Origin of the sequence: Enterobacter sp. JH25, assembly GCF_021725435.1 — a bacterium.
GTDB lineage: Bacteria > Pseudomonadota > Gammaproteobacteria > Enterobacterales > Enterobacteriaceae > Enterobacter > Enterobacter intestinihominis.
Genome location: NZ_CP091322.1, coordinates 98,589 through 113,857, shown reverse-complemented (window position 1 = coordinate 113,857; position 15,269 = coordinate 98,589). Strand labels below are relative to the sequence as shown.

General features: G+C 52.3%; 16 protein-coding genes. All 16 read left to right on the top strand.

Translation table 11 applies throughout. The annotated features are described in order from the left end of the window. Nucleotides 1-744: 744 nt before the first annotated feature. The 16 genes from L2Y28_RS25385 (at nt 745) to L2Y28_RS25310 (ending at nt 15,154) form a co-directional block, all read left to right on the top strand. Nucleotides 745-1,389, top strand: coding sequence for a hypothetical protein (locus tag L2Y28_RS25385; RefSeq protein WP_022649908.1), 645 nt, complete (start codon nt 745-747; stop codon nt 1,387-1,389). Nucleotides 1,390-1,503: 114 nt separating this feature from the next. Further along, nucleotides 1,504-1,959 carry a GNAT family N-acetyltransferase gene (locus L2Y28_RS25380; RefSeq protein WP_228051550.1) on the top strand — a complete coding sequence of 152 codons (456 nt, stop codon included), beginning with the start codon at nt 1,504-1,506 and terminating at the stop codon, nt 1,957-1,959. A gap of 175 nt (nt 1,960-2,134) precedes the next feature. After that, complete coding sequence (locus L2Y28_RS25375; protein ID WP_022649910.1) at nt 2,135-3,220, top strand: metallophosphoesterase; 1,086 nt, start codon at nt 2,135-2,137, stop codon at nt 3,218-3,220. Next, nucleotides 3,175-3,453, top strand: coding sequence for a hypothetical protein (locus L2Y28_RS25370; RefSeq protein WP_045261882.1), 279 nt, complete (start codon nt 3,175-3,177; stop codon nt 3,451-3,453). The genes L2Y28_RS25375 and L2Y28_RS25370 overlap by 46 nt, the downstream gene beginning before the upstream one ends. After that, nucleotides 3,450-5,366: an AAA family ATPase gene (locus L2Y28_RS25365; protein WP_022649911.1), complete on the top strand. Its 1,917-nt coding sequence runs from the start codon at nt 3,450-3,452 to the stop codon at nt 5,364-5,366. Before L2Y28_RS25370 ends, L2Y28_RS25365 begins: the two co-directional genes overlap by 4 nt. Continuing rightward, the gene (locus L2Y28_RS25360; protein WP_004110014.1) at nt 5,356-6,102 is read left to right on the top strand and encodes a hypothetical protein; all 747 of its coding nucleotides are present in this window, start codon (nt 5,356-5,358) and stop codon (nt 6,100-6,102) included. The genes L2Y28_RS25365 and L2Y28_RS25360 overlap by 11 nt, the downstream gene beginning before the upstream one ends. Before the next feature lie 11 nt (nt 6,103-6,113). After that, nucleotides 6,114-6,683 (top strand): hypothetical protein, encoded by a 570-nt coding sequence (locus L2Y28_RS25355; RefSeq protein WP_022649912.1) that lies wholly within the window; start codon nt 6,114-6,116, stop codon nt 6,681-6,683. A gap of 77 nt (nt 6,684-6,760) precedes the next feature. Further along, nucleotides 6,761-9,076, top strand: a complete 2,316-nt coding sequence (nrdA, locus tag L2Y28_RS25350) for a class 1a ribonucleoside-diphosphate reductase subunit alpha (protein WP_022649913.1) — start codon at nt 6,761-6,763, stop codon at nt 9,074-9,076. Between the two features lie 107 nt (nt 9,077-9,183). Then, complete coding sequence (nrdB, locus tag L2Y28_RS25345) at nt 9,184-10,326, top strand: class Ia ribonucleoside-diphosphate reductase subunit beta (protein ID WP_002231164.1); 1,143 nt, start codon at nt 9,184-9,186, stop codon at nt 10,324-10,326. A gap of 82 nt (nt 10,327-10,408) precedes the next feature. After that, nucleotides 10,409-11,278: a hypothetical protein gene (locus L2Y28_RS25340; RefSeq protein WP_022649914.1), complete on the top strand. Its 870-nt coding sequence runs from the start codon at nt 10,409-10,411 to the stop codon at nt 11,276-11,278. 190 nt (nt 11,279-11,468) lie between these two features. Continuing rightward, nucleotides 11,469-12,572 carry a thymidylate synthase gene (locus tag L2Y28_RS25335; RefSeq protein ID WP_022649915.1) on the top strand — a complete coding sequence of 368 codons (1,104 nt, stop codon included), beginning with the start codon at nt 11,469-11,471 and terminating at the stop codon, nt 12,570-12,572. A gap of 19 nt (nt 12,573-12,591) precedes the next feature. Beyond that, the gene (locus tag L2Y28_RS25330; protein WP_160859100.1) at nt 12,592-12,987 is read left to right on the top strand and encodes a hypothetical protein; all 396 of its coding nucleotides are present in this window, start codon (nt 12,592-12,594) and stop codon (nt 12,985-12,987) included. Further along, nucleotides 12,984-13,460 (top strand): trimethoprim-resistant dihydrofolate reductase DfrA51, encoded by a 477-nt coding sequence (dfrA51, locus tag L2Y28_RS25325; RefSeq protein WP_022649916.1) that lies wholly within the window; start codon nt 12,984-12,986, stop codon nt 13,458-13,460. The genes L2Y28_RS25330 and dfrA51 overlap by 4 nt, the downstream gene beginning before the upstream one ends. After that, the gene (locus tag L2Y28_RS25320; RefSeq protein ID WP_000386471.1) at nt 13,460-14,104 is read left to right on the top strand and encodes an AAA family ATPase; all 645 of its coding nucleotides are present in this window, start codon (nt 13,460-13,462) and stop codon (nt 14,102-14,104) included. The genes dfrA51 and L2Y28_RS25320 overlap by 1 nt, the downstream gene beginning before the upstream one ends. Nucleotides 14,105-14,167: 63 nt before the next feature. Continuing rightward, nucleotides 14,168-14,587, top strand: coding sequence for a hypothetical protein (locus tag L2Y28_RS25315; RefSeq protein WP_004109992.1), 420 nt, complete (start codon nt 14,168-14,170; stop codon nt 14,585-14,587). A gap of 9 nt (nt 14,588-14,596) precedes the next feature. Beyond that, complete coding sequence (locus tag L2Y28_RS25310) at nt 14,597-15,154, top strand: 3'-5' exonuclease (RefSeq protein WP_022649917.1); 558 nt, start codon at nt 14,597-14,599, stop codon at nt 15,152-15,154. Nucleotides 15,155-15,269 lie beyond the last annotated feature (115 nt).

The window sequence follows — 15,269 nt, the reverse complement described above, 5'->3', positions numbered from 1 at the left end:
TCCAAGTGTCTCTTTTTATTCGACCGCTTTGGTGGCCTTTGCTGATTACAGTGGATAGTAGCACTCATCGCAGCGGTTATCCTACCGCCTATAGTGGTTTTTCTACTCTCTACAGTGGTTGGTTTACTCTTCATAGTGGCTGATCTTCTCTCTATAGTGGATATCGATCACCTCTAAGGCCATGTGGCACAACGGTTTGCGGGGTACGGGGATCTTTTTGGGTCTTTGTGGGTCTATTTGGTTCTCTTTAGGATCTGAATTACTGGATCGGGCCTGTGTATAAAAATCAGGTAATTGCAAAACCAGCCATCACTCCCCTTCTGGGGATAATGTGTGGTCGAAACAAACACGCCTGAACGCAAAACTTCCAACATCTCTATGAATATCAGCCACCTGACGTAGAAAAACAGGCACTGAGTTATCCAGTTAAGACAATGTCTCCTACTCACTACAGTGGATACCGACCACTCTCCAGAGAGGTTGTTTTGCTCTTCATAGCGGTTATTATGCTCTCTACAGAGGTTACTTTCCTCCCCATAGTGGATAGTAACCCCCTCTCAGGCCAGTAACCGCAACGGCTGGAGACGATCGGGGATCTCTTTTGATCTTCTGTAGGATCTCTCTGGGGATCTAATTATTGGATCGGTCCTGTGAATAATGGGTATAAGTAAAACAGGCATTTGCAAACATCGGTGCGCCTTGTCAGTTATCGTTGCCCCGGACAAAACTATTTGAATAAGAACTATGGATCTCAAACGCACGCGCTGGGTTCGCCGTCTTGAAGATGGCTCCTACACCATTGAATCGAACACTAGCCTGAACAAACAGAAGTTGCTCTGCGACCTGTGCGGCATTGCGTCGAAGTGCCCGATTAACGAAACCCGGCTCAAACTCCACGACGCCGGGGCGCACTTCCACCTGAACAGCTGCATACGTTACGTGCCACTGCTGGCATTTCGTAAACCGATCATCGGATTAGACGCACCCTACTTCAACACACTCCGCTCTGGTGTAACATGGCGAGACCGGGTCGAACCTGGCAAGCTCGTTTGTCTGGTTGAGGCTGATACTGGAAATATCATCCGGTTCGGGAGAGTCGATAAGGTCTACTCCGGCCCGGTGGATGAGATGCTGCGGAAACACAGCCGGTTTAACCATCTCTGCATGGGTGGAGAGAAGATCGAGAAGGTTGGCGAAGTGATCCGCAAATCCTACGGACACTTCCTGAACGACGACAGCCTTCTTACGGCCATCTACATTCGCCATGTCGATCGGGAGTTCGATACGGAGTATCACAGTGCTGAAGAGTTGAATCTTGTCGACCCTCGCCCAAAAGCTGGGGTAATCGACATCAGCGTAGCGCGTCAGAAGCCCCCTGAGACGTTTTAAACGTAAACTCATGGTTTTACCGGGGCATAAAATATGGTGTCTTAGAAAGACACTGAGAGCTTTAGGGATTAATACATGAGTGAATTTTATTCAAGGGCAGCAACTGTGGCAGACATGCCATTTATCATGGGTGAGTTCGAAGACGGCGCACGCAAGGGTCACTTCTACGAAGAGATCCTCACATCAAAGGGGGGTAAAACCTTTGAGAAGCAGACCAGGCTGGCCATCAAGACGAACGAGCAGGGCCAATACTCCGGGCATTATATCTACATCCTGCTGCGCCGTTCTGATGACAAAAAAGCAGGGCTAATCTGGTTCTGTGCCGAACTCGATCCAACCGGTGCGCCACGACTTGAACTCCGTGCCGTCAGTATCGTCAAAGAGCTACGCGGGAAAGGCTATGGGTCAATGCTGGTGTCCGACATGATCGATTCAAACCCGAGCCAGCCGATGATGGCGAAGTGCTACGTCAAATCCTCGCAAATGGCCGACATGCTAAAACGCAGAGGTTTTCACCTTTTCGACACGTCCCCCAAAGGCACGCAGATGCTGTTTCGCGATCCGAAGTAATAAGCCCCCATACGGTTGAGATATTGTCACCACCATAAAAATAAGTAGGTATTTACTTATATATTTTGTCATAATCGTGTGCCTGTAGATTTTCTTCTGTGCCGTGTTGTCTGGGTTGCTCGCCTCTCAAACACGCTTAACATCTGTATCAAAATAACCACAAAGGAAAAGACACATGACATTGCCATACGGGGTGATATCAGATCCCCATTATCATCGTTGGGATGCTTTTGCGACAACAAACGCTGACGGGCTGAACTCTCGACTGGAGATCCAACTGGACGCCACGAAAGAAGCAGCCAAAGCCATGAAAGCTGCGGGCTGTAAGTACATGCTGGTGGCTGGTGATACTTTCCATGTTCGTGGTGCTATATCACCTTCCGTCCTGCATTTCGTGACTGAAACTTACGAGTGGATCATCAAAGAGTTGGGCCTCGAAGTGGTTATGCTGGCCGGCAACCACGACCTCGAAACCAACGATTCCGTATACAGCGCCAATGCAGCGGCCTCTCTGCGCTCAATCGGTGTGGAAATTGTCTGCGGCAAACGTCCTCACTCCATCAAAATGGGCGACGTAACCGTCCACCTGATTAGCTGGCGTAACAACCACGCAGAGCTTATTAGCGACCTCAAAACACTGCGTTCCGGGCTGGATGGCGACAATCACGATGTCGTTGTGCATACCTCGATCAACAAAGCGATCCCCACCATGCCAGATGTCGGCATCGACGCACAGGAACTGAAAGATATCGGCTTCCGTTTGTTGCTGTCCGGACACTACCACAACCACAAAGAAGTGCTGCCTGGAGTGGTTAGCATCGGGGCGCTGACGCACCAGAATTGGGGCGATGTTGGCTCGCTGGCTGGCTTCATGATCGTCAACCCTGACGGCACATTCACCCACTACGAAACCTCCGCACCCAAGTTCGTCAACCTTGAGGACGATGTGGAAGACGACCAAATTCGCGGTAACTACGTGCGCTTCCGTGCCGTTGTGGAGAGCGATGAAGAAGGCATCAAAATCCAGAACGTCCTGAAAACAATGGGCGCGAAGGGTGTCGTCTGCAACTTCATCCGCAAGGCATCGATGATGGAAGGCACTGCCAGTACTGCGGAGACCAGCAAAATAGACAGCCTGGGCGAGTCCGTCGCGGCGTACTGCAAAATCGTTCACGACACTGACGGCGGCTTCGACCTGAGCAAGCTGGACATGCTATGTCAGGAGATCCTGACCGAAGCGGAGAGTGCGGAGGCAGTGTGAGAACGAGCCATTCTGGGAGCTTTCGGGACTTCATCTCCACGATGAAAAGACTTGAACGAGGCCAGACGGTGATGTTCCACAAGCCCTACCCACCCAACGGAAACCCTGTGGCGTTTTATCTGGGAAGACTGAGCAAACAAGGCGTACTGAAACGGAGATCTTTCCCGGCCCACACAGAGTTTCAACTGCGAAAAGGCCAGCATTTGAATCAAAAAGTTAGAGGCATTGTATGAAATTTCTAAAGCTCCAGGTTGAGAACTTCATGGCGTTAGCCAGCGCCGAAGTTGAGTTAGACCAACGCGGTCTGGTGCTCATTCAGGGTGTTAACAGTGGCGACTCTTCTGCTGCCAGCAATGGTGCGGGCAAATCGACATTGATGAACAGCCTGATGTGGTGTCTGTATGGCGAAACTGCGCATGGCGTCAAAGGTGACGACGTGCTGTCTACAGGTCACGAGAAAAACTGTCGTGTGATGGTGACTGTTGAGGATGAAGGAAAGCGTTACGCCATCATTCGCCACCGCAAACACAAAGAGTTCAAGAACCGGCTGATCGTCCGTGGCGAAGACGGTGATATGACCAAAGGCAAAGACACACTGACGCAGGAGTTCGTTGAACGCCTGATTGGTGCATCGAAAGAGGTGTTCATGGCGTCCATCTACGCCAGTCAGGAAGCAATGCCTGATCTGCCGGGTATGTCCGACAAGAACCTCAAAACCATCGTTGAAGAAGCCGCTGGCGTCGACCGGTTAACGCGAGCCTATGCCATTGCTCGCGAGCGTGCTAATGCAGCTGCCGCACGCATGGATGTTACCAAATCCAAAATGGACGCCTGTCTCACGCTTATCGAGACCGCGCAGTCAGAGATTGAGGCGGCCAAAGCGTCCTCTGATAGTTGGGAGCGCGATCGCGGCGAACGTCTGGACAAGGCCCGCGTCGATTTGGCTGGCGCGGAGGTAACGCTGTCCGAAGTCGTGATGGAAATTCGCTCGCTGCCGGAACAGATCCGGGATACGGAAAACGCGATTGCTGGCGAACGCAGTAAGCTGGCCTCCAAAGAAGAGCATGACGCCAAACTGCTGAAGGTGCGCGGTGCGATTACGGAGATCCGCTCAAGCATCCGCACTTCAGAAGCGGCACAGAACGAGTCCATGAACCGTGCTCGCTCGTTTAAAACCAAAGCAGAAGAGGTTGGCACAAAGGTCGGAGCACCTTGTGTTACGTGCGGAAAGCCCTACTGCGAAGAAGATTTGTCCACCGTAAAGGAGAGTTTCATTGAACAAGCGCGTAATGAGATCGGCCAGGCGCAGGCATCAGCAGCGGCAGTGGCTCAACACAAAGCTCGTCTTGAGAAAGCGCTCGGCATCGAGTCTGCACTGGTCGCAGCCACACCCGACGTATCAGAAATCATCGCCAGAATCGAACGCCTGACCAATGAGCTAAGTGCGCTGCGTCATCGAGAACGTGAAGTTGTGGCCGTCGAAGCGATGGTGGCGCGGGCACGTACCGACATGAATCGCATTATGGCAGAGGTAAACCCATTTCTGGCCGTTATTAAACGTCATGAAGACAACCTTGCTGCCAATAAATCTAATCATTCAGTACTTAAAAATGAGTTAAAGAGTATTCAGGAGCAGGCTCTGTTGCTGGAGAAAGCTCGCCAGGTTTACTCCCCAGCTGGTGTGCGTTCACACATCCTGACCTCTGTTACGCCTTTCCTTAACATCAGAACTGCGGAGTATCTCAACACGCTGTCGGACGGCAACATCGTTGCCGAATGGTCGACAATGGAGACAACGAAGAAAGGCGAGTATCGCGACAAATTCAATATCAGCGTAACCAAAACAGGCTCCAGCAAATCCTTCCAGACGTTGTCTGGTGGCGAGAAGCGTAAGGTACGCATTGCGTGCTCTCTTGCTTTGCAGGATCTGGTTGCCAGTCGCGCCAGTAAGAATATCGAGCTGTTTATCGGCGATGAAATTGACGACGCGCTCGACACTGCCGGTCTGGAGCGTCTCATGGGGATTCTGGAAGCCAAAGCGCGTGAACGCGGCACAGTGATGATCATTTCCCACAAAGAGATGAAATCGTGGTTCCGGGAAACCATCACAGTCGAAGTCAAAGAGGGTCGCAGCTATGTCGTTTAACTTGAGCCGAACGCAGTTTTTGCAGATGTTTGCCGTGATGCAGTCTATAAAGCTGATAAACCACCATACGGCAAAAGCAGCTGCGCCTGCACTTTTGTGGAAAAACGAAAACATCAATGACGACCAGTTCTCGGTATTAACCAGTCTGCTGTCATCGACTCCGTTGATGCCGAGTTTGTCTATGCTGCCGTCAGGAAGCACTGCGCCGATCCTTATTAATCCATTTACGGAAGGTGGATATCTCCCACATTCTGGGCCGGGGTTCGTTGTGATTCCTGAAACCGGAACGCTGAACATCCAAGAAAATGCGCTCTTCAATGCGATGGAGACGCACATCAGCACCGCATTCACTAATCTGATTCGACACGCTAACGCACGCGCGGATCACGTTGCAATGCCGGGTGCTGCTTTCGCCAGCTTCTCTGTTGACTATGACCGACACGCGCCAATTTCAAAGCGGGCGAAACTCTGCTTTTACGAGGAGGGATGTGAAGTAGCGATTATTGAAGTACTTCTCCCCCATGTATTCAGCGCGAATGAAACGGCTGCACGCCATCTGATCGACATCATGCGGCATTTCATCGGCCAGAGCATGATCGATGCAGACATTGCTGCAGGCGTTCTAACCAACGATAGCATTCACGTTGTTAGCGACATTCCGAAGCCGCCAACTCGCGAGCCGGAAAAGACACTTGAACAGAAACTAATGGAATGCCCAACCTGGGCTACGTGGTAAGGAGACCAAAAATGAGTAAAACCATTCGTGTGGTCGGCGTCGACCCTTCAATGAGCAACTTTGGCCTGGCGATTGGCACGCTGGATCTGGAAACGGATAAGCTGGACATTCATGGCCTGACATTGGTGGAAACCAAAGCTGGCGGCAACAAGAAGACGGTTCGCGTAAACAGCGACGATCTGCGCCGCGCTAATGAAATCTGGCGTACCGCCAAGCCCATAATCGAGCAGGCTCATATGGTGTTTTGCGAATTGCCGGTTGGTAGCCAATCGAGTCGCTCTCAGACCTCATACGGCATCTGTATTGGCGTACTGGCGTGCGTGGATAAGCCACTGATACAGGTCACGCCAAACGAGATTAAGCACTATGTCGGGAATAAGCTGACCACGTCGAAGGAAGAGATCATTCAGTGGGCTACGCAGAAGCAGCCAAACGCCCCGTGGTTGCGCCGTAAGCAATCTGGTAAGGAAGTGCTGGTGAATAAAAACGAGCACCTTGCGGACGCTGTCGCGTCGATTTACACCGGTATGCAAACAGATCAATTCCTTCAGGTTCGCGATGTTCTTGCAGGAATTTTATAAGTCGGTAATTGATAGGTAAGTACTTATCTATTAACATGAGGCCACTATATTTAGTGGCCTTTTTTATTGGGTGATACATGATAAGCATCGTAAAACGTAACGGTTCCACTGAGCCGTTGTCAGAGGAAAAATACAACCGCGTTGTGATGTGGGGAGTCGAAAACATTCGCAACGTTAGCGCGTCTGCTGTCGCTATGGGCGCTGCTGCCAGCATTTTCGACGGAATGACCACCTGCCAGCTGCATGAGGCGCTGGTAAAGTCCGCTGCCGATCTGATCTCTCCGGAAACCCCGAACTACTCGCAGGTTGCCGCGCGACTGAGCCTGTTCAAGATCCGCAAGGACGCCTTCGGCCAGTATGACTACCCGAATTTCTACAATCACATCGTCAGCAACGTCAGTCGTGGCGTTTACGATGAAGACCTTCTCAAGTACTACTCTCAGGAAGAAATTGCCGAGCTGGGCGTGTACATCAAGCCTAAGCGCGACGAATACTTCGGCTATGCCGCCACCGTGCAGCTGGCGAGCAAGTATCTCGTTCAAAACCGAGTAACTGGCGCTATCTACGAAGGGCCACAGCAACTCTATATGCTGGTCGGCATGTGCCTGTTCCAGAATTGGGAAGATGGCTGCGCCGGTAAGACGCGTCTGGAGATGGTCAAAGGCTTCTACGATGTGACCAGTACATTCAAGCTGTCTCTGCCAACGCCAATTATGGCCGGCGTGCGCACCCCTACTCGCCAGTTCTCCAGCTGCGTGCTGATTGAAGCTGCTGATAGTCTGAAAGGGATTAGCGCTGCGTCTTCCGCAATCATTGACTACGTGTCACGTCGCGCGGGAATTGGTATTGGCTTTGGGCGTCTGCGTGCGCTGGGAAGTGAGATCCGCAATGGCGAGGCCACCCACACTGGCGTTATTCCATTCCTGAAACACTTCCAGACAGCTGTGAAATCCTGCTCTCAGGGCGGTGTTCGCGGCGGCGCTGCTACAGCGTTCTATCCGATCTGGCACTTGGAAGTAGAAAGCCTGCTGGTGCTGAAAAACAACCGTGGCATTGAAGAGAACCGCGTTCGTCATCTCGACTATGGCGTGATGATTAACCGTCTGATGTATCGCCGCCTGGTGCGCAACGAAAACATTACGCTGTTCAGCCCACACGATGTGCCGGGCCTGTACGACGCGTTCTTTGTTGATCAGGACAAGTTCGAAGAGCTGTACCTGAAGTACGAAGCCGACGAGAGCATCCGTAAGAAATCTATCCCGGCCGTCGACCTGTTCTCTACGCTGATGCAGGAGCGTGCCTCTACTGGTCGTGTTTACATTGCCAACGTCGACCACATGAACGATCACGGCGCATTCGTTCCGGAAATTGCACCGGTACACCAGTCCAATCTCTGCATGGAGATCACGCTACCGACCAAGCCACTGGCGTTCACTGACGATCCGAACGGGGAAATCGCGCTTTGCACTCTGTCTGCGTTTAACCTGGGCGCGATCCGCACGTTGGACTCACTGAAAGACGTGGCGTTCTACGCTGTGGCGGCACTGGACTCTCTGCTCGACTATCAGGACTACCCGATGGCTGCTGCAGAAATCCCGGCTAAAGCACGTCGTAGCCTGGGCATTGGCGTAACCAACTTTGCCTACTATCTGGCGAAGAACGGCTTTAACTACTCTGACACTGCGGGCAACCAGCTGGTGCATGAGACCTTCGAAGCCATTCAGTACTACCTGCTCGATGCGAGCTGCCGACTGGCCGAAGCGAAAGGTGCATGTGACTGGTTCTCCCACACCAAATATGCACAGGGCCAGCTGCCAGTCGACCACTATCGCAAAACGCTGGATACCAACCCGGAGACCTCTTTCGAGCTGAAAATGCCGTGGGAAGAGCTGCGTGGCCGTATCCGTGAGCATGGTCTGCGTAACTCCACTCTGACCGCCCAAATGCCGTGCGAGACGTCCAGTCAGATCACCAACTCCACCAATGGTATTGAGCCGCCCCGCGGCCCGGTGTCCGTGAAGTCGTCCAAAGACGGCATCGTGAAGATGGTCGTTCCGGACTTCGCGCAACTGAAAGACCAGTACGAGTACCTGTGGGATATGCCGGACAACCGCGGCTATCTGACTAAGGTGGCCATCATTCAGAAGTTCTTCGATCAGGCCATCTCTGCGAACACCAACTACGACCCGACTCGCTTCCCTGGCGACAAGGTTCCAATGATGAAGCTGCTGGAAGACCTGCTGTTTGCGTATCAGCAAGGTGTGAAGACGCTTTATTACCACAACACGCGTGATGGCGCTGGTAAGCGTGATGACGACGATCAGGTGTCAGAACCTTCCGCTGCGGAGGTTGTTGAGCCAGAAGATGAGTGCGATGGTGCGTGCAAAATCTGATGAGCGTGGGGAGAAATCCCCACCTTTTCATTGAGTTGAGCACCTTGTTTAAACCAATAAGATAACAATTTGTTTAAAGCCACTCGATAACATTCAGAGGGAAACACATGACTTATTCTACTTTCCGTTTGGGCGCTAACGACGCAACGAAGGAACCTATGTTCCTCGGCCAGTCTGTCAACGTAGCACGCTACGATCAGCAAAAGTACCGTGACTTCGAAAAGCTGATTGAGAAACAACTCTCGTTCTTCTGGCGCCCTGAAGAAGTCGACATTACCACTGACCGCATCGACTTCAATACCAAGCTGCAAGAGCACGAACGCCATATTTTCCTGAGCAACCTGCGTTACCAGACGCTGTTGGATTCCGTTCAGGGTCGCAGTCCTAACGCAACACTGCTGCCGCTGATCTCCATTCCTGAGCTGGAGACATGGGTCGAGACCTGGTCGTTCTCCGAGACGATTCACAGCCGCAGCTATACGCACATTATCCGCGGTATGGTGGATGACCCGAGCATCGTTTTCGACGGCATCGTCACGGACGAAGAGATCATCAGCCGGGCTGTAAGCATCTCAAGCGAATATGACAGGCTGTACGAAATGACCTGCGCTCGCCAGCATCTTGGCGAAGACGAATTTGAACGGCTGTATGTCAGCGAGTTTGATGGCAAGCCCTACCCTCTCCAGCGCCAGCTGTTCCGAACACTGGTGTCGGTGAATGCACTGGAGGCGATTCGCTTCTACGTGAGCTTTGCGTGTACGTTCGCCTTTGGTGAGCGGAAGCTGCTGGAGGGCAACACGAAGATCATGCGCTTCATCGCGCGCGACGAGGCTCTGCATTGCGAAGGTACTGAACGCATGATCCGCTTTATGCGTACCGGTCGTGAAGGTCTGATGTGGAAGATGATTGCCGCAGAAGAAGAGAGCTTCATCTATCAGACCATGATGGACGTGGCCGGGCAGGAAATGCGCTGGGCTGACTATCTGTTTAAAGACGGCTCAATGATTGGCTTGAATGCCGACATCCTCAAAAGCTATGTGAAATACCGCACCAACCTGGCAATGCGTCGTCTTGGGCTGCGACCGCTGTTCCCGGAAATCAAAGACGATCCACTGGTATGGATGAACAAATGGCTGCTGTCAGACACCCTGCAGATCGCTCCGCAGGAAGCTGAACAAAGCAACTACCTCGTTGGCCAGATTGACTCCGCTGTCGATCGCTCCGGCCTGAGCCAGTTCGCAGACCTTTAAGCCGAGTTTAACCACTTTGTGGCCTGGCGCTGCTGGGTCACAATTGACGTATCAAATGAAGTCCAAAGGAAAGAAAGAAGACATGAAATTTACGAAACTGACCGATCATCTGAAACTTGCCGCAGACAAACTCGTGGGATTTAAGCCAGAGCCTTACGAGTTGAATCCCGGTTTTGGCAAGGCAACGGAAAGCATCTACCTGATGGTTGACCAGTTCCACACACTGTTTCATCACCCACGCCGTGCCATTCCAGATCCGGCACTACTGCGTCTGCGTGCCAAGCTGATCCACGAAGAAGCTGTTACCGAGGGCATCCCGGCAGCTAAAAACGGGGACATGACGGCGCTGCTGGATGCGATGGCTGACTTCCTTTACGTGGGCGTCGGCACAATGGTGGCCATCAAAGGCGGTATCTCTACAGGTATGAGCTACTACACCCAAGAGCAGAGTGTTGATCGCTTCATCCACACCATCATGGTTCCAGGCAACACGGTCTTTGACGACATGGCCATCCCGTTTGAAGAAGCAAAAGAAGCTGCATTAATGCTGAATGCGCTGGCTGACAAACTCGAAGCGAAGCCGATTAGCGATTCCGAATTGGTGCAGGAGCTGCGCCGCGTGATGAATAAAATCTACGTTGCCTGCATGATGACCTACCGCCTGGCTGATTTTCTCGGTATCGATATTGTTGAGCTGGTGGCAGAAATCCATCGTTCCAACATGACCAAGCTGTGGCCGGCTGGCGCCGAAGAGCGTCGTGTGGCGGTAGAGAATTGCAAATACGACAAGGAAGATCTGGGCTTCCGCCACGCTGAAGGGACTGACATGATGATTGGCTTCAGAGTTTCTGATGGCAAGATCCTCAAATCCCCAACCTACAGCGATGTGGATCTGACTCGCTTTGTTGAGAAGGCGAAAGCCTCATCTCTTTACGAGATGGTAAAAAAATAATTGTAAGTATCCACTTATCATTATATATTGCCTGGGCGTGTTTTATTGTCCAAGTTCTTAATTGCTCATTGCAATGGTGGCCTAAGAGCCACCATTTTTTTTTACTCCCCTCCTAGCCTTACACACTTCTGACAGATAGACTTGTATAAAATAATATGTATGTACTTACTTATCTTGTGTGAGGTTGATTTTGTCTATCCTACTGAATCGAGACTTTACGAACGGTCAGTTTGCCAGTGGTTCGTATGCCAAAGTGGTTGAAACGGTGCTCAACACTGGCGTTCACGCGGGTGATCGCACCGGAACCGGCACAAAAAGCGTTTCATATGTCCCTTCCTACTACATGCTGACGGGAGGCTCTGTTCCACTTATCTCCGGAAAAGCCGTCAACCTGAAGCCGTTACTGGTTGAGCTGGAGTGGTATCTCAAAGGAACGGGCAACATCCAGTTCCTGAAAGACAATGGCGTCAAAATCTGGGATGCCTGGGCTGATGAAAATGGCGATTTAGGCCCGGTCTATGGCAAACAATGGCGTCGGTGGGAAGATACCCGCATCGTGAGCCATAGCGAGTATTTGAGCAAAATCGACACGTTCCGTGAGCGCGGGTACAAGGTCGAGGGGTATCTGGGCGTAAGTGAAGATCGCGTTGTGTTGTCCCGTGAAATCGACCAGCTACAGCGTATCGTTCACACGCTTCGCACCAACCCGACAGATCGTCGCATCCTGCTGAATGCCTGGAATGTTGGCGAACTGGAAGATATGAAGCTGCCGCCATGCCATTTCGTGTTTTCACTGTGGAGTCGCGAGCTGGACTTTGAGACTCGACTGACGATGGCCACCGACATTGGCATCCAGCACAACCGCCACGGCCACGAATCCATTTACACCCAGATGCTGTGTCTTCTGGAAAGAGATGGCGGCATTACTGAGAACATGCTGGACGAGCTGGGCATCCCGAAACGCATTCTGAACTCATGCCTGGTGCAGCGCAGCGTCGATACCTTTGTTGGTATGCCGTTCAACATCGCCGGTTACGGCATTCTCACCCACTTCCTCGCGAAGATCACCGGCCACATGGCTGGCGCATTCGTGCATTTTGGCTTTGACGTTCATCTCTACGACAACCACATGGAAGGCGTTGAGGAGCTGATGAAGCGCGAGCCGCCCAAAGAGTCCGACCCGGTTGTCATTTTTCCGCATGAATGGGCCGAACTGGACGACTTCAAATGGGAAGGTGTGCAGGTGTGCGGCTACAGCCCTCTTCCGTGGATCAAGGTTCCAGTGGCGGTGTGATATGGCCAGAGGGATGTATGTGTTGTGTGAAATTGAAGGTGTGCTGGCGAGAGCCAGCCATCGCAAAGCAGTGTCTGATGCGGATGCAGGCGCTCTCATTGCCGGTGATGAACTCATCTTTCCCACCAGCCGCATGTTGCGTGGTTTTGCTCGCTCCGGTGCTGAAGTGGTGCTTATCAGTAGTCGTCCGGAAGCGCTCGAAGGCCCAACCAAACGCTGGCTGAAGGACTTCGGCATTGATTATGACTGGCTCCACCTTGTTCCGCGCGGTGTCAGTTTTGAAACCCATATCAAGCGCACGCTGGCAGAGCACAAAGGCGACTTACTTATCGCCGCACTGGTTCATGATCCGCGTCTGCGTTCTGCGCTGGCAGATTCTCACCAGCGACCAACCATCTATGAGGTAAGCCAATGAAGATGATTGCAGCTGTCGGCCGCAACTATGAAATCGGCATTGGCAACGAACTTCCCTGGCGTTGCCCGACCGATCTGAAACTGTTCAAACAACTCACCAAAAACGCCACTGTCGTGATGGGACGCAAGACGATGGAAAGTCTCAAGCGCCCGCTGCCAGAGCGCCATAACCTCGTTTTGACGCGCTCTCGTGGGTATATCCCCAATGGGTTCTACCCCGCTGGCATCGATGACGTTTTGAGACTGCCAGATCCGGTCTGGGTGATTGGTGGCGGGCAGATTTACTTGCTCTTTATGCCACACGTAGAAGAGATCTGGCTGTCGCATATTGGCGTGGATGTGCCGGGCGCGGATGCGTTCTTCCCGGCGCCAATGATGCGTTCTTTAGGGTTCGTACCAGTCGAAACGGCTTATACCCAACGTGCAAATGAGGATGAGCCTGGCTTTTTGCAGATCGTATACAGAAGGTCGTAATGGATTACCGGATTGGAATCACTGGCGCACAGGGCAGTGGAAAAACAACCCTGGCAAGGTACATCGATGCGCATTATGGCATTCCGTATGTGGATGCCGGCGTTGGCAAGCTGATGAGCAGTCTGGGGGTGAAGGTTGGCGAGCGTTTGCCCCTTTACGAACGTCTTCAGGTTCAGATGGAGATTGCCAGACATATCGAGATGATCACCCGCGGCGTTGAAGGTTTTGTTATCGACCGCACGCCAGCCGATGTCATGGCTTATACGCTTGACCTGGTCGGCCAGACCAACGAAGACCGCTGCATCGAGCTGGCTCTCGACATTGAGCAGTTTTGCCACAAAGCGGCCATTTCCAACTTCAATGCTATCGCGGGTCTTCGCCCGGGCGTTGAGCTTTCCAGCAAAGATCTCGCGCGTCCCCAGCGAGGATCGCTTGACCGTCTCTATGTTGCTCGCATCGATGCACTTATGTGCGGTGAGCTGACGAAAATCAACACGCTTCCCCAAACCGGCGATCTGCAGGTGTTCGTTATTTCTGAAAAGTGCCGCACGGTTGAAGCGCGAGCCAGATCGGTATTGCGAGTGCTGGATAGAGCCGCTGAAAACATCGAGCGCCGTATAACAGGACGAGTGACCTTCCACTGAATGTTGCTCCCCTGTTGGGCAGTGTGACAATAAGACACGCGAAATGAATCGAGGAAAAACAGAATGATAGACGAACTTCCCCTCTCGGATGAATTAGATCGTAAAGCGATTGAAGCACTGATCCGCATTGCTGACGAACAATCCCGCTCTTTGATGAGTGAACGTGAAGCACGTCTGGCTATCCGCGCAGTGTTTGAGTCCGTTCAAGGGCTTGTTGGGGAAGAGGTTGGCGAAGCCATCAATGTGGCGATGTCGCAGTTCAATGGCGGCACCAAGCGCCCTCTGTTTCCTATGCACCTCAAACTCTCAGGCGGTACGGTTCTGTACGTGTCCGTTTGCCTGGAGACCAACCAAATCCAGATCCTCAACACATCAACGGGCGAATGGCGCGAGCCGGTCGTCTGCGAAAGTGGCGAGGACGCACTGAAAAAGGCTGCTCAGTTTGTGCGTGGCGCACTGCTGAAAGGCGCGAAGAAGCTGTAAGGAGTACCAATGACCACGATTGTCGGTGGCTTCGATATTGAGTCCACAGGGCTGGACTTCACATCCGGCCACAAAATTATCGAAATCGCGATAACCCGTTATGAACTGGAAACCCAGAAGCACATCGACAGCCTTGAGATGCGCTTCAACCCGCGTCGCAGTATCGATCCGAAGGCGCAGGCAGTGCATGGCATTTCACTGGAAGATCTGGCGACGGAACCGCTACTGGCTGACCACGCAGGCAAGATTGCTGCGTACATGGGCGCATGTAGCGCGTTAGTCGCCCATAACGGAGAGGCTTTTGACCTTCCGTTCATTCGCCACGAGTTCGGTAGCTATGGGGTGAAATTGCCAGATATCCCTCTGGTTGACTCCATGCTAGATGGCTTGTGGGCTACCGAGGATGGGAAGCGCCCACGCCTGGAAGAGCTGGCGTTCTCACTTGGGTTCACTTACGACCGTGAGAAGGCTCACAGCGCTCTCTACGATACTGACCTGATGATGCAGTGCTTCTTCAAAGCCCGAGAGAAATACGGCTTCTTCAAACTCCCATTCGAAAGCGCCTGATGGCGCTTTTTCTTTGCCTTCAGTTCTTCTAACTGCCTGTAATTATGACTTTTCCGCCTGATAGGTTTTGCCAGAATACGCTCAACCAAAACGCGGAAACGCACCAACGAAAACA

Bases quoted from the DNA above. Each gene is read 5' to 3' on its own strand.
- L2Y28_RS25385 (WP_022649908.1), top strand. From the start codon at position 745: ATGGATCTCAAACGCACGCGCTGGGTTCGCCGTCTTGAAGATGGCTCC.
- L2Y28_RS25380 (WP_228051550.1), top strand. From the start codon at position 1,504: ATGCCATTTATCATGGGTGAGTTCGAAGACGGCGCACGCAAGGGTCAC.
- L2Y28_RS25375 (WP_022649910.1), top strand. From the start codon at position 2,135: ATGACATTGCCATACGGGGTGATATCAGATCCCCATTATCATCGTTGG.
- L2Y28_RS25370 (WP_045261882.1), top strand. From the start codon at position 3,175: ATGTCAGGAGATCCTGACCGAAGCGGAGAGTGCGGAGGCAGTGTGAGA.
- L2Y28_RS25365 (WP_022649911.1), top strand. From the start codon at position 3,450: ATGAAATTTCTAAAGCTCCAGGTTGAGAACTTCATGGCGTTAGCCAGC.
- L2Y28_RS25360 (WP_004110014.1), top strand. From the start codon at position 5,356: ATGTCGTTTAACTTGAGCCGAACGCAGTTTTTGCAGATGTTTGCCGTG.
- L2Y28_RS25355 (WP_022649912.1), top strand. From the start codon at position 6,114: ATGAGTAAAACCATTCGTGTGGTCGGCGTCGACCCTTCAATGAGCAAC.
- nrdA (WP_022649913.1), top strand. From the start codon at position 6,761: ATGATAAGCATCGTAAAACGTAACGGTTCCACTGAGCCGTTGTCAGAG.
- nrdB (WP_002231164.1), top strand. From the start codon at position 9,184: ATGACTTATTCTACTTTCCGTTTGGGCGCTAACGACGCAACGAAGGAA.
- L2Y28_RS25340 (WP_022649914.1), top strand. From the start codon at position 10,409: ATGAAATTTACGAAACTGACCGATCATCTGAAACTTGCCGCAGACAAA.
- dfrA51 (WP_022649916.1), top strand. From the start codon at position 12,984: ATGAAGATGATTGCAGCTGTCGGCCGCAACTATGAAATCGGCATTGGC.
- L2Y28_RS25320 (WP_000386471.1), top strand. From the start codon at position 13,460: ATGGATTACCGGATTGGAATCACTGGCGCACAGGGCAGTGGAAAAACA.
- L2Y28_RS25315 (WP_004109992.1), top strand. From the start codon at position 14,168: ATGATAGACGAACTTCCCCTCTCGGATGAATTAGATCGTAAAGCGATT.
- L2Y28_RS25310 (WP_022649917.1), top strand. From the start codon at position 14,597: ATGACCACGATTGTCGGTGGCTTCGATATTGAGTCCACAGGGCTGGAC.